We start from the raw sequence: 12867 nt of genomic DNA on the forward strand, positions 1-12867 counted from the left end.
CCCCGGCGCCCCGAGCACGTCCCGGCCCCCGTGCCCGCCGCGCCGGCCGACGACGACGCGCTGGCCGACACCGTCTTGGACGTCGTCGTGCGCCGGCTGGAGAACCAGGGTCCGGCCGCCCACCAGGTGTGGCTGCCGCCGCTGGACCAGGCGCCGCCGCTGGACGAGCTGCTGCCCGGTCTGACGGCGGTGCCCGGCCGCGGCCTGACCCAGCCGGACCATCCGCACGCGGGCCGGCTGACGGTGCCCCTGGGTCTGGTGGACAAGCCGTTCGAGCAGCGGCGCGAGACACTGCTGCGCGACTTCTCCGGCGCCGCGGGCCACATGCTGGTCGTCGGCGGTCCGCAGGCGGGCAAGTCCACCCTGCTGCGCACCCTGATCACCTCCTTCGCCCTCACCCACACCCCGCAGGAGGTCCAGTTCTACGGACTGGACTTCGGCGGCGGCGGCCTGTCGGCCGTACGGGACCTGCCGCACGTGGGCGGCATCGCATCCAGGCTGGACCCGGAGCGGGTGCGGCGGACCGTGGCCGAGGTCGCCGGTGTGCTCAATCAGCGCGAGGAGTACTTCCGGGCCACCGGCGTCGACTCCATCGCCACCTTCCGGCGCCGCCGGGCCCGCGGGGAGATCACCGACCAGCCGTGGGGTGATGTGTTCCTGGTCATCGACGGCTGGGGCGCCTTCAAGCAGGAGTACGAGATGCTGGAGGCCGTCGTCACCGACATCGCCTCCCGCGGTCTGGGCTACGGCATCCACATCGTGGTGGCGGCCTCCCGGTACATGGAGGTGCGTCCGGCCCTGAAGGACCAGCTGCTGAACCGGCTGGAGCTGCGGCTGGGCGACACCATGGACTCGGAGTTCGACCGCAAGGTCGCGGCGAACGTGCCCACCGGTGTCCCCGGGCGCGGCCAGACGCCGGAGAAGCTGCACTTCATGACCGCGGTGCCGCGCATCGACGGCGTCGCCTCCGACGAGGAGCTCTCCGACGCCACCACGGCGCTGACCCGGGCGGTGGCCGACGCCTGGCAGGGGCCCGCGGCCCCGCCGGTGCGGCTGCTGCCGCGCGAGCTGCCCGCGGCCCGGCTGCCGGGAGGCGGCGACCACCCGCGGCACGGTGTCGCCTTCGGCATCGACGAGAACACCCTGCAGCCGGTCTTCGTCGACTTCGAGACCGACCCGTTCTTCCTGGTCTTCGGCGAGAGCGAGTCGGGCAAGACGGCGCTGCTGCGCCTGCTGGCCAAGCAGATCTGCGAGCGCTACACGCCCGACGAGGCGCGCATCGTCGTCGCCGACTACCGGCGCTCGCTGCTGGGCGACATCCCCGACTCCCACCTCATCGTGTACGCCGCCATGTCCAACGCCATGGACACGCACATGGCCGCGATGAAGGACCTGATGGAGAAGCGCACCCCGCCGGAGGACGTCACCCCGCAGCAGCTGCGCGACCGCAGCTGGTGGCACGGCCCGAAGATGTTCATGATCATCGACGACTACGAGCTGGTCTCCACCTCCAGCGGCAACCCGCTGGCGATGCTCACCGAGCACCTGCCCTTCGCCCGGGACATCGGCGTCTGCTTCATCATCGCCCGCAGCTCCGCCGGGGCCTCCCGTGCCTCCTACGAGCCCTTCATGCAGCGCATCAAGGAGCTCGGGGCCCAGGGTGTGGTCCTCTCCGCCGACCCCGGCGAGGGCGATCTCCTCGGCAACGTCCGCGGCCGGCCGATGCCGCCCGGCCGGGGCCACTTCGTCTCCCGCAAGCGCGGGGCCCCGCTGGTCCAGGTGGGCTGGCTGCCTCCGAACTGACCATCGCGGGCGGCGGTGCGTCCGGCCCCGCGGGCCACTGCGGACGGCGGGGCCGGACGTATCCGCGAGCCGTCTCGAACCGGCGTTCCCCGTGGTCCCGGGGTTGTGCGGACGCCCCTCGGAGCGCGTACCGGGCTGTTATCTTGCCCGGGGGCCGTGAGCCGCGCAGCGCCGCGCCGTGCCCCCACGTTCACCGATGCCGCACCGCGGATCCGCGGTGCGGCGTGGCACGGGGCACGCTCCCGTCGCCGGCGTCCATCGAGGAAGGACACAGATGGGGACTCAGCAGGAGAAGGACGAGCTGTACGCGATGGACATCTCCGACGCCGTGTGGGAGAGCGCGCCCGGCGGTCCGGAGGACGAGAAGGTGGAGATCGCCCATCTGCCGGGCGGCGCAGTGGCCATGCGCAACTCCAAGGACCCTGACACCGTGCTGCGCTACACCGCCGCCGAGTGGCGGGCCTTCGTCCTCGGGGTCCGCGACGGGGAGTTCGACCTCAAACCCTGAGCCTCCGCGCCCGGCCTCTCACCGGCCGGGAGACGGGCGGAAAAACGGGCGGGCGCCCGGTGGCCGGATGCGCGTCCGGCCACCGGGCGCCCGCCGATGCGTTCGCGGCAGACCCGATCGATCAGAACTCGAACCGCTGGGCCGCCTTGCGGTCCGTCCGCTGGTAACCGTTGGTCGACTCGACCAGATTGTCGGCGATGGCGTTGAGGGTGCTGTTCAGGCCGCTGACGTCCCGGCCCCAGCCGTCATGCTTGGCCTTGAACGCCTGCTTCGCCTCACCGTCCCAGGTGTTGACGACCTTCATCACCTTGTCCTCGAGCGCGTTGAGCTGGATCGACAGCTCCCTGGCCGCGTTGCGGACGTCATCCGCCGCGGAAATGACGGTGGCGTATGTGATCTTGATGGTCATATCGACCCCTACCTTCTCCGTCGGCTCGTTACTTGATGGTCGGAGTGTTACCCGTACCGGCGAAGTCGCTGATCGGGCTCGCCTTCGCCAGGTGGTTGAACTTCTCCATCTGGTCGATCTCGTTGGCGGTGAACCCCTGCTTGCTCGCCTCGAGAGCGTCCTCGATCAGCTGAAGCCGACCGTCCAGCTTCCGGCCGTAGTCGTTGGTCTGCCGCTGGAGCCTGTCGTAGGAGTTCGCGGCATCGCCCTTCCAGGCATGCTGGATCGTGTCGACCACGTCGTTCAGCCTGGAGAGCTTGTTCTTGAGCTTGACCTGCATCTCGTTGACCTCCTTGATCAGGTCATTGAGATCGGCCTCGCTTGACTGGAAGTCGCCGCCACCTTCTCCGGACATACCGTTCTCCTCGAATCGGGTTGATGGTGTTCACTGGCTGGTTTTCGTGGGTGCTCCGCGTACGGGCCCCTGTCATGTCCCGCGGATCGTCCTCCGCACGAGAACGAATGCGCCGGCGACCACGATGGCCGCCGCGGCGCCCGCCCCCAGGTAGATCCACAGACTGCCGTCGTCCTCCGACGCGGCGGCCGCGGCCTCACCCTGGTCCTTCCGGTCCTCGGCCGTTCCCCCGGCGCCGTCCCGGTCGTTCTTGCCGTCGCTCTCCCCATCGGAGGAGGACGCCTCCGGCGAGAGGGTCGGTTCCGAGTCCTCGATCGGGTTCGTGCCCGGGTCTCCGGGGTCACCCTTGCCTTCGAGGAGGTGGATGCGGGGCCGGACGGCACCGTATCCGATGTAGATGCTGGAGGCCCCCTCTTTCCGGTCCTTGCGCCCGGCGGTGTCCACGAGCACGCGCAGGACCTGATTGGCCGTCCAGTCCGGGTTCTTGGCCCAGATCAGGGCCGCCGATGCGGAGGCGATGGCCGTGGCGGCACTGGTGCCTGCCTTGTCGGCGCAGTACTTCTGGAAGCTCTTGTCACACCATCCGGGTATCTCACTTCCCGGAGCGGAGAGGTCCACGTTGATGCCGTACTGGGAGAAGCCCGTCACCTCGCCCTTCTCATCGGTGGCGCCCACACCGACGACGCCGGGGTACGAGGCGGGGTATTCCGGCCTGTTCTTTCCTTCGGCGTCGTTTCCGACAGAAGCGAAGAGCAACTTCCCCTTGCTCAACGCGTACTCGACGGCCTCGGCTCCGACAGGATCGTGATAAGGGCTTCCGAAGGACATGCTGATGATCTTCGCGTCGCTGTCAGCAGCCGCTCGAAGCGCTTCTCCGTAGCTGCCGTCATCAAACCTGTCGTCTTCATCTTCCGCCGGGATCCGGTAGGGAATGATCTTCGCCCCGGGAGCCAGCCCTCGAACGCTCCCGTTCTTCCCTGTGCCGGCGATGAGCTCAGCCATGTTCGTTCCATGGCCTGCGTAATCGTCGGTAGCCTCCCCTGGGGCCCCCGTCATGTCCTCCCCGGGCAGCACTCGACCCTGGAGAGCGTCGGTGGAGTCGTTGACACCACTGTCGATGACCGCCACCTTGACGCCCTCACCTGTGCTGACCTCCCACATCTCCTCGGCCCGCATGGCGCCCAGGTACCACTGCTGCGAACGGACATCCTCCGCCTGAGCCACAGGTGCCGTCCCGACGAGGCATACGGTCCATGCACCGGTTACAGCCAGCACGGAGAACAGGCGCCGTCGCATCCGCCGCGACGGCAACCTGTGGCCGTGTTCGTGTCCTGCCGTCATCGCCGCTCTCTGTCGTGGGTTAGTCGATAACCGGAGGGGCAATTCCGTTGCGCCCCGTCCGCCAGGTCTCTTCGTCCTCGGTGAGGTAGTCGGGCCTGCGGGAGTCCTTCCGGTTCTCCTCGCGGGGGCTGGTGCTTCCGCTGCGGGGTACCGCGCCCGTCGTGCTCTGACTGCTCCCACCCGTTCCGCCTGTGCCACCTCTGGCCAGCCCGGAGCCACCGGGTGTGAAGGGACGCGCCGCGCCGCCCTGGCCCGGAACGTTCCGGGGCGCTCCGATGGCACCGCCGCTGGTCGTCGCACCCGGCCTGCGCCCGGCGGAGCCGCTGCCCGTCCCCGAGCCGATCGCTCCCGTGCCCGCAGTTCCTCCTGGAGGGCGTCCCGTCATGCCGTGTTCCGCTCCGACCACGGTTCCGCGCGGGAGACGAGGTCCATTGGACGTCCCTTGGCCCTGCTGCGGGGTTCCCCCGAAGATGCCGCTGCCGCCCCGCCCCATGGGTGGTGTCGTCGTGGTGGGCGCCCTTCCTGCCGGAGGGCCGGAGCCCGTGACCGGACGGGGATTCGTGTTGCTCGCCGGCGGAACGGTCGGCGGGCCACCTGCTCGTCCCGTGCCGAGCTGACCAGGCCCTTGCCCTGGAGCGTGTGTGGTCGGGAGCCTGGAGGTCCCCACCTGCTTGAGGTTTCCCCCTCCTCTGTGAGTGGGAGCGGGGGCAGGCCCGGGCAGGACAGGGCCGGACGCTGCGGGCCCGCCGCCCGTCGGGGCGGCCGGGGTGCGCGGACCGGCGTCGGCGGGTGCGGGAGGCGCCACGGGAGCGACGGTGTTCAGGTCCGTGCGCACAGGCTCCTGAGGTACGGGCGCTCCCCCGACATAGCCGGGCCCGTTCCCCGGAGCGAAAGGCATCGATCCCACGCCGACGGTCTGCGAACCACTCGCGGTCCCCCCGCCTCCGTAACCGGGGGACGTGGAAATGCCCTTTCCCCCAGGGACAGGGTCGCCTCTGTATTCGGGCGGCGCCGGCGGCATGCCGACGTCCGGCATCGGGCCGAACTCCGGCTCCTCCAAGCCCTTCATGTTGTCGTGCGAGACCTTGTAGTAGGAGGCCAGGCGGTTCATCTGGTTGATGGCCTCCTGGCGGTTGTCCTCCTTCTTCCTGGCCAGCTTGTACTTCTCGTTGGACTCGTCGCGCTCCTCGGGCGGGATGCTCTCCAGGCGCGGCGCGGCCATGACCGCCGGGTCGCGTTCGGGCATGCCGCCGCGCACCATGGACAGGCCGACTCCGGCGGCCTTCAGCTGGGTGCTGGCCTTCTCGGTGAAGTCCGCGAGGAGCAGGGTGTTCCTGCTCAGCTTCCGGCCCCACTCGCGGAAGCTGTCGCCGAACTCGCCCTCCCAGTCGACCTTGTCGATGTGCTTCTTGAGGTCGTCGCCGACCTGCCTGATCTTGCCGCCCGCGTCCCAGAGCGTGTCGGCGGCGTTCTCGATGTCGGCCGGGTCCGCGTCGTCCACCAGGGAGAACATCTCTTCGAGATCCTTGTTCTCGAAGTCCGTGGTGCCCATGGTGCTGTTGCGCGCGGTCGTGCCCCCGAACAGGTCGACCGGGGCGAGGGCGCCCTTCCGCCTGAGGTCGGTCATGACGAGCTGTGCCTCGACGAACGGCTCCTCGGGCCTGTCCGGCCCGCTCTGCCCGTCCTTCCTGTCGGTCATGGTCGTACCTCCCCCGTCAGTAGGTGACCCCGGTGGCCTCGTCCTTGGGCGGCTGCTTGCCCGCCGCTTGCTGCTGGTACTGGTGGGCCCTGGTCTGGAGCTCCCAGAAGCGCCGCTTGAGGTCGTCCTCCAGGTTGCCGAAGCCGATGTCGGCGCCGTGGACGGCGATGCGCATGGCCTCGATCTGGTCACCGAGGACTCCGGAGAGTCTGGTGAGCTGGGTGTGGACCCGGGTGTACTGCGAGTGGACGCCGTCCGCCTCGGCGAACTCGCCCCCGAAGGAGGACCGCTTCACTTCCTGCCGGCCGACCCTCGTGGGGGAGGCGGGCGAACTCTCCAGCTCCTCCAGGATGTTGTCGACCCGGTTCTTGAAGTCCTTGAGCGACTCGAGTTCACCCTTGAGCTTCTCGGCCGGCACCCCCATCAGGCTCCCCCTCCGCCTGCTCCGACGCGCATCCCGATCCGTGCACCATCACTCTAGCCACTGTCTGTGACACGACGGCAACTCGGTTCCCCGGCCCGGTCACATGGGCGTCCCGGCGCCGCGGACGCGCTCCTCGGCCGGTCCCCGTCTGCGCCGCCAGTCCCGGTACACCAGCGAGCCCCCGGCTATCACCGACACCAGGACGCCTCCGCCGACCACCGTGTAGGTGCCCAGGCGCCTGTCGCGTTCCCGCGGGGTCTCGCCGAGGTGGAGTTCGGCCGGGGTGGGCGGTTCGGCCCGGTCCACGCCCTCGCGGGCCACCGGCTTCTCGATCCGCCTGTCGTCCTCGGTGAGCGCCCGGACGGGGTCGACGACGCCCCAGCCCACGTGGCGGTCGTGCCCGGGTACGGACCGCTCGGCGGTCTGTGCGATCTGGGCCGCGACGTGGTGCGGTTCCCAGTCCGGGTGCTCGGCCACGAGCAGGGCCGCCACGCCCGCCACGTAGGGCGCCGAGAAGCTGGTGCCGTTGTCGGCGCAGTGGCCTCCGCCCGGGACCGTGGAGATCATGTCGACGCCGGGCGCGGCGACGTCCACGAAGTCGCCGGACTGGGAGAAGGGCGCCCTCTCGTTGTTGCGGTCGGAGGAGGCGACGGCGATGACGCCCTCGTAGGAGGCCGGGTAGGTCTCCTTCACGTTGCCGCCCAGACCGTCGTTGCCGGCCGAGGCGACGATGACGACGTCCTTGGCCAGCGCACGGTTCACCGCCTGCTCGAGTCTCGAGTTGGGTTCGAGGGCCCTGGTGGTGTCCTGCGAGATGTTGACGACCTTCGCCCCGACGTCGACCGCGTGGTCGATGGCCTCGGCCATGCTGTCGGTGTCTCCCCTCCCGGCGGCGTCGTTCTGCTGGATGGGGATGATGGTCGCCCCGGGGGCGATGCCGACGAAGCCGGTGTTCCCGGCCGGGCGTGCGGCGATGATGCCCGCGACCTTGGTGCCGTGGCCGACGGTGTCCTCCGTGCCGTCCTTCGCGGGGGGCTTGGGGGTGTTGCCGTACTCGTCCTTCTCGGGGGCGGGCAGGTTGCTCATGCCCAGTCCGGCGTCGACCGCTTCCTTCAGCTGGGGGTGGTCGTCGTCCACCCCGGTGTCGATGACCGCGACTTTGACGCCCTCGCCCTTGGTCTTCTCCCACAGCTGGTCCAGGATCACCCGTTTCAGCGACCAGGGCCTGCCCTCGAAGGGTTTGGCGGGGAAGGTGCACTGCCCGGTGTCCGCGGCGGCCGGCGGTGCCCAGACCAGGGGGCCGGCGACGGCGCCCAGGGCCGCCAGGCCGACCGCCGCGGCCGTCGGGAGCGCCGCCCACCTCGTCGGGGCGGGTGTGGTGGGGGCCGAAGTGTCCGTCATCTCGCGCCCTCCCGGCTCAGGAACCCTGCGGCTGCTTCGCCGCGCTCGTGCTCAGCCTCGGCCCGGTCGGCAGGAAGCCCGACCAGGCGGCGGGTACCGGCACCGGCCGGACGCCCTGGTAACCGAGCATGATCTGCGCCTGGTTGCCCTCCTGGACGCTCTGCGCCGGGTCCTTCCTCCTGCCGTCCGTGCCGATCTCGGACTCGTCCTGGCCGCTGTCGGTGTTCGCCTGCACCGCGTAGCGCAGACCGGTGTCGGTCACCAGGAAGACTCCGCCGGATCCGGTGTCCCGTCCTGTGACCTGACGGAAGAGCAGGCCCGATCCGGGGGTCACGTAGGCGCTGGTGGCCCCGTTGGGCAGGGTGGCCGGATAGTCCTCGCCCGCCCAGGTGCTGAGCGTCGTGGTGCCCTTCTTCTCGTCGACGCCGCGCAGCACGCTGCACAGGGCGTCCCGGCCGCTGCCCGCCCGGTTGACCGCGCTCGGTTCCGCCTCGGGCCAGTTCAGGCTGTCGCCGTAGAAGGTGCTCTCGGGCCGGATGGCGCCGGCGCTGACCTCCCGGGCCCTGCCCTGCTGGCCGAGCGCGGTGGCCTGCGGGCTGTTGAGCAGCAGCTTGGCCATGAAGTCGGTGACCGGCCTGATCTGGCCCTTGAGCACCACGTAGTGCTGGTGGCCGGTGCCGGAGGGGGCGCGCAGCACCATGCCGACCTGGTTGGCCTCGGCGTCCAGGTCGCCGGGGGCGCCGGCCGGCGTGCCCGTCTCCTCGATCCCCTCGGGGAACTGGACCGGGTCGCCCTGCTTGAGGGTCCTGAGCCAGTCGCCGGTGACGTCCTGGGGCCGCGTGTCGCCGACGACGGTGCGCAGCAGCGTGTCGTCCGCCTCGATGGGGTACGCGGTGCCCTGCGCGTCGACGATGTGCAGTTCCCTGCCGGGGCCCCTGACGTACATCACCTGGCCGCCGCGCAGCCGGTTCCTCCCCTCGACCCGCTTGGCGTCCCGGTCGGCGAGGACGAAGACCGCCTTCTGCACGCCGTCGTCGCCGGGCTGGACGCACACGGCCCAGCGTTTGGCCTTCGTCGCCTCCTCCTTGCCCGGCAGCCGGTCGGGGGCGTAGGGGATGCCGATGGTGGCGCCGTGCGGGATCTTCCCGCTGTCGAGGACCTTCTCGTCGACCTCGACGATCCCGAACTTGCCCGGATCCAGCAGGAGTTTCGCGGAGGCCAGGTTGAGCACCGGGTGGAGCTGCTTCTTCCCCCTGGTTTCGAGGACGACGTAGCGGGTGGTGGACTCGCTGCCGATGATGACCTTCTCACCGGTGTTGTCCCAGCCCTTGGGCGCCTTGGGCTTGAACATCCCCCAGGCCCCGAAGCCCGCAAGGATCACCACTCCGACGACCAGTCCGGGGAGCACCGCCCGCAGCGGGCGCGGCGCCCCCTCCTCGGTCCCGGTCGGTGTGGGCTGGAGGAATGCCGAGACCAGCCGCTTCTTGGCGAAGGTGTAGGCGTTGAGCTCGTCCCGCCGTGATGCCATCTCTCGCTGCTTCTCCCCACTGGTGGGCCCAGTGTCCCCCGGGATTCCGGAGCACCGTCACTGCTGCCTTCTGTCGGTCCGGGCCCCTACTATGCCCGTTGGCGATCGGCCCCTGCTGCTCCGGTAGGGTGATCGCCCGACCAACGCCCTGGAGCGTCAGGGCGATTACGGACACAAGGGGATCTACAGGGGATGGGGACCGCCACGCGGGCCCGGACCGCCACGTCCGCGCCCGACAGCCCGGCGCCGGACGGCGCACGCCCCGAGCCCGCGAGGTCGCGTCCGGTGCGCTCGGCCACGCCGCGCGCCGAGGCACGCCGCGGCCTGGGTCCGCTCCGGCTGCACCATCTGGTTCTGGCCGAGCTGGCCGCGGCGGGAGTTCTGGCCTCGGCCGCCGTGCACGAGGTCCTGGTGATCCCGGCGGCCGTGGTGGCCGTCGCCCTGCTGCTCGTGACGGTGCTTCGGCGGCGCGGCCGTCCGCTCCCGGAGTGGCTGGGCACCGTCATGGCACTGCGCCGCCGCAGGCGGCGGGCCGCCGCCGAGGTGCTGCCCCCGGACACCGACCCGGGCCTGGCTCCGGCCGTCGAGTGCGATCCGGCCCTGCGCAGCCTGACCTACGTCGACCGCGAACGGCGCGGCGTCGGCATGGTGGGTGACGGCACTTTCCTGACGGCCGTGCTGCGCGTCGAGCCCCGCCCCTCCGCTCTGCGCTCCGGCCCCGGCGAGCGGCCCCTGCCGCTGCGGCTGCTCTCCGACGCCCTGGAGGTGGACGGCATACGGCTGGAGTCGGTGCAGGCGGTGCAGTACACCCAGCCCGCCCCGGCGCCGCATCTGCCGGCGCGGTCGGTGGCCGCCTCCAGTTACGGCCCCCTGCAGGCGTCGTGCGGCGCGCCGGCCGTACGTGTGACCTGGGTGGCCCTCAAACTCGATCCGGAGCTGTGCCGGGAGGCGGTCCAGGCGCGCGGGGACGGCCTGGAGGGCGCGCAGCGCTGCCTGGTGCGCGCCGCGGACCAGTTGGCGAGCCGGCTGGCCGGCGCGGGGTTCCGGGCGACACTGCTGCCGGAGCAGGAACTGGTCACCGCGCTGGCGACGTCGGCCGGGGCGAGCCCGGCGGCCACCGCGCGGGCCGGACGCCCCGACTCCGCTCCCGCGCGGCGCACCGAGGAGAAGGCCCGTGCCTGGCGGTGCGACGACCGCTGGCACACCACGTACGCGGTGTCGCGCTGGCCCGAACTGGGGCCGGGAGCCGCTCCGCTGCCGTCGCTGGTGGCGTCGCTGACGGGACTGCCCGCCCTGGCCACCACCTTCGATCTGACCCTGAGCCGGGGCGGGAGCCGTTCGGTCGCGATACGCGGGCATGTGCGCATCACCGCCCGCAGCGACGCCGAACTGGTCAACGCCCGGCATGTGCTGGAGCGGCTGGCGCGGGAACACCGTGTCGGGATCGCCCGGCTGGACCGCGAGCAGGTGCCCGGAGTGCTGGCGACGCTGCCGCTGGGAGGGACACGCTGATGCCCGGATCCGCCGACTCGGTGCGCACGGCCGCACGTCCCCGTCTGGGGTTCGGACTGCGCGGGCCGCGGACGGCCCGTCACGTCCTCTCCGTGGAACAGCTGGACGCACTCGCCCTGCCGGTCGGTGACGACGGGGTGGTGGCCGGGGTCGACGTCGAGGACCGGCCGGCCGTCATCGGCCTCCACCACCCCGCCCCCTACGACGTGGTGCTGATCGGCGGTCTGTGGACGGCTCAGGTGCTGGCGCTGCGTGCGGCGGGCACGGGCGCACGGGTTGCCGTCGAGACCGGGCGGCCCCAGGCGTGGACGGGTCTGGCCCGGGCCGCGGGCGGCGACCAGCAGTGCATGACGCTCCACGATGTCGGCCGGGTACCGCCGCTGGGCGCCACGGCCGTCTCGCCGGTCGTGGTGATCCGGGACTGCGGCATGAAGCCGCCGCGCGGCCGGGTCTCGTCGGGGCCCTGGCAGTCGGTGCTGACGCTGCTTCCGTATCTGAGCCCGGTGGCCCCCCGGCTGCTCAGAGGCGCCTCGCTCGCCGGTGTCCAGCAGGTCTCCCCCGAGGAGGCCCGTCAGGTGGGCAGGATCCTCTCCCTGTCCCGGCAGGAGTCCGAGGCGCTGTCCACGCTCGCCGACGGTGTGACGCTGTGGTGCGCGGGCCGGGACCGGCGGTTCGTGCTGACCCGGCCGACCGACGCCGAGACGGGGCTGCTGGGTGTGGCCCGGCGGCTGGACTGACGCCCGCCGCCGGCTCCCCCGGCTGCCCGTCCGCCGTCTGTCGTCCCGTCACCGGCCCGTTGCCCGAGTGGGACAGGACCGGCATGCCGTTTCGGGGCCTGTGGCGACTAGGGTGGGCGTGCGCGCGGCAGGACGTTTCGAAGGAACGGGCCAAGGCCGCGGCGGCGGGGGAGCCGGTGGCCGCGCCCGCCCGTCGGCAGGGAGCGGTCCGCGCGGTCCGACCGGGGTGCTCGACCAGATCAGCAGCAGGAGGCATTGTGAACAGCGACCGGGACGAGATCCGCGTCGACGGGATCGAACCCGGCGACGACCTGCCCAAGGACGAACTCGACGCCACAGGCGAGTTCACCATCGACTACACGCCGCCTGCCTGGTACACGCGGAACACCGACCCCGCCCCGCAGCCGCCGGCCGCTTCCGCCGGCCCCGCGGAGGGGGCGGAGACGGGCGGGACGGACGCGGACGCCGGTGCCGACGCGCCTCCCGCCTTCCCTCCGGTGACGCCGCCCGGGGCCCTGGCGGGGGACGCCCGGGAGGAGTCCGGTGAGCCGCGGACCGGCCCGGTGCCGGGTGCCGCTGACCGCGGTGGGGACGAGCAGGACGGACGGCAGGTGGAGCACCCCGCCGGCGATGGCCCCGTCACCGACGCGACCATGCGTTTCTCCTCCGCCGCACTGCGCCGGGAGATCGCCGAACGGCAGGCGGCCGAGGAGTCCGCCGGGGGCGGGGAGGAACGGCAGGAGAACGCGGACGGTGAGCCGTCTGCCGGCGCGCCCTCCGCCGATGAGGCGTCCCCGGCACCGGCGCCGTCCGCCGCCTCCGAGGCCCTGCCCCGGTCCGAGGACGACGCGGGCGAGGAGCCCGAGACGGCCGCCGGTCCCGAGGCCGGGGCCGCCGGTGAGCCGCACGGCTCAGCTCCGCAGGCCCCTGCGCAGCCGCCGTGGCAGACCGCTCCGGAGGGCGGGGCGCCGATCGGGTTGCCTCCTCTGCCGCCGCACTTCCAGCCCGCCGCTCCTCCGGCCGGTGCGCCGGCGCCTGCTGCGCCCAACCCGCCCGCGCCGCAGGACGGTTACCCCCTCCCTCAGCCTCAGGCACAGCCGCAGCCGCAGCC

Annotated in this window: 12 protein-coding genes; 5 read left to right on the top strand and 7 right to left on the bottom strand. The window is 71.9% G+C overall.

Annotated features, from left to right (window positions below):
- Both eccCb and L7D48_RS17505 read left to right on the top strand, forming a co-directional pair.
- A partial coding sequence (gene eccCb / locus L7D48_RS17500) for a type VII secretion protein EccCb (RefSeq protein ID WP_237880388.1) occupies positions 1-1803 on the top strand: 1803 nt, incomplete at its 5' end.
- A gap of 274 nt (positions 1804-2077) precedes the next feature.
- Positions 2078-2311 carry a DUF397 domain-containing protein gene (locus L7D48_RS17505; protein WP_031508379.1) on the top strand — a complete coding sequence of 78 codons (234 nt, stop codon included), beginning with the start codon at positions 2078-2080 and terminating at the stop codon, positions 2309-2311.
- A gap of 121 nt (positions 2312-2432) precedes the next feature.
- On the opposite strand, the gene L7D48_RS17510 is transcribed toward L7D48_RS17505, so the two are convergent.
- The 7 genes from L7D48_RS17510 to eccB form a co-directional block, all read right to left on the bottom strand.
- A complete protein-coding gene (locus L7D48_RS17510) occupies positions 2433-2720 on the bottom strand; it encodes a WXG100 family type VII secretion target (protein WP_237880389.1) in 288 nt (95 codons plus the stop codon).
- Between the two features lie 28 nt (positions 2721-2748).
- Positions 2749-3114 (bottom strand): WXG100 family type VII secretion target, encoded by a 366-nt coding sequence (locus L7D48_RS17515; RefSeq protein ID WP_237880390.1) that lies wholly within the window; start codon positions 3112-3114, stop codon positions 2749-2751.
- A gap of 72 nt (positions 3115-3186) precedes the next feature.
- A complete protein-coding gene (locus L7D48_RS17520; protein ID WP_237880391.1) occupies positions 3187-4290 on the bottom strand; it encodes a S8 family serine peptidase in 1104 nt (367 codons plus the stop codon).
- Positions 4291-4474: 184 nt separating this feature from the next.
- Positions 4475-6154 (bottom strand): WXG100 family type VII secretion target, encoded by a 1680-nt coding sequence (locus tag L7D48_RS17525; protein WP_237880392.1) that lies wholly within the window; start codon positions 6152-6154, stop codon positions 4475-4477.
- Positions 6155-6170: 16 nt separating this feature from the next.
- Positions 6171-6578, bottom strand: a complete 408-nt coding sequence (locus L7D48_RS17530) for a hypothetical protein (protein ID WP_237880393.1) — start codon at positions 6576-6578, stop codon at positions 6171-6173.
- A 99-nt stretch (positions 6579-6677) separates the two neighbouring features.
- Entirely contained in the window at positions 6678-7979 is a 1302-nt protein-coding gene (gene mycP, locus L7D48_RS17535; protein WP_237880394.1) for a type VII secretion-associated serine protease mycosin, read from the bottom strand.
- A gap of 16 nt (positions 7980-7995) precedes the next feature.
- Positions 7996-9507, bottom strand: coding sequence for a type VII secretion protein EccB (gene eccB, locus L7D48_RS17540; RefSeq protein ID WP_237880395.1), 1512 nt, complete (start codon positions 9505-9507; stop codon positions 7996-7998).
- A 192-nt stretch (positions 9508-9699) separates the two neighbouring features.
- On the opposite strand from eccB, the gene eccE reads away from it, so the two are divergent.
- From eccE to L7D48_RS29320, 3 genes are all read left to right on the top strand, one after another.
- A complete protein-coding gene (eccE, locus tag L7D48_RS17545; protein ID WP_237880396.1) occupies positions 9700-11019 on the top strand; it encodes a type VII secretion protein EccE in 1320 nt (439 codons plus the stop codon).
- Positions 11019-11756 (top strand): hypothetical protein, encoded by a 738-nt coding sequence (locus L7D48_RS17550; RefSeq protein WP_237880397.1) that lies wholly within the window; start codon positions 11019-11021, stop codon positions 11754-11756. Before eccE ends, L7D48_RS17550 begins: the two co-directional genes overlap by 1 nt.
- 257 nt (positions 11757-12013) lie before the next feature.
- A partial coding sequence (locus L7D48_RS29320; protein WP_308312301.1) for an SCO5717 family growth-regulating ATPase occupies positions 12014-12867 on the top strand: 854 nt, incomplete at its 3' end.

Source organism: Streptomyces sp. ICN903, from assembly GCF_022015835.1.
Classification (GTDB): domain Bacteria; phylum Actinomycetota; class Actinomycetes; order Streptomycetales; family Streptomycetaceae; genus Streptomyces; species Streptomyces fenghuangensis.

What these genes read in the sequence shown, in the direction of transcription:
- L7D48_RS17505 (WP_031508379.1), top strand. Translation starts at nt 2,078, where the DNA reads ATGGGGACTCAGCAGGAGAAGGACGAGCTGTACGCGATGGACATCTCC.
- eccB (WP_237880395.1), bottom strand. Translation starts at nt 9,507, where the DNA reads ATGGCATCACGGCGGGACGAGCTCAACGCCTACACCTTCGCCAAGAAG.
- L7D48_RS17520 (WP_237880391.1), bottom strand. Translation starts at nt 4,290, where the DNA reads ATGCGGGCCGAGGAGATGTGGGAGGTCAGCACAGGTGAGGGCGTCAAG.
- L7D48_RS17515 (WP_237880390.1), bottom strand. Translation starts at nt 3,114, where the DNA reads ATGTCCGGAGAAGGTGGCGGCGACTTCCAGTCAAGCGAGGCCGATCTC.
- L7D48_RS17525 (WP_237880392.1), bottom strand. Translation starts at nt 6,154, where the DNA reads ATGACCGACAGGAAGGACGGGCAGAGCGGGCCGGACAGGCCCGAGGAG.
- L7D48_RS17510 (WP_237880389.1), bottom strand. Translation starts at nt 2,720, where the DNA reads ATGACCATCAAGATCACATACGCCACCGTCATTTCCGCGGCGGATGAC.
- mycP (WP_237880394.1), bottom strand. Translation starts at nt 7,979, where the DNA reads ATGACGGACACTTCGGCCCCCACCACACCCGCCCCGACGAGGTGGGCG.
- eccE (WP_237880396.1), top strand. Translation starts at nt 9,700, where the DNA reads ATGGGGACCGCCACGCGGGCCCGGACCGCCACGTCCGCGCCCGACAGC.
- L7D48_RS17530 (WP_237880393.1), bottom strand. Translation starts at nt 6,578, where the DNA reads ATGGGGGTGCCGGCCGAGAAGCTCAAGGGTGAACTCGAGTCGCTCAAG.
- L7D48_RS17550 (WP_237880397.1), top strand. Translation starts at nt 11,019, where the DNA reads ATGCCCGGATCCGCCGACTCGGTGCGCACGGCCGCACGTCCCCGTCTG.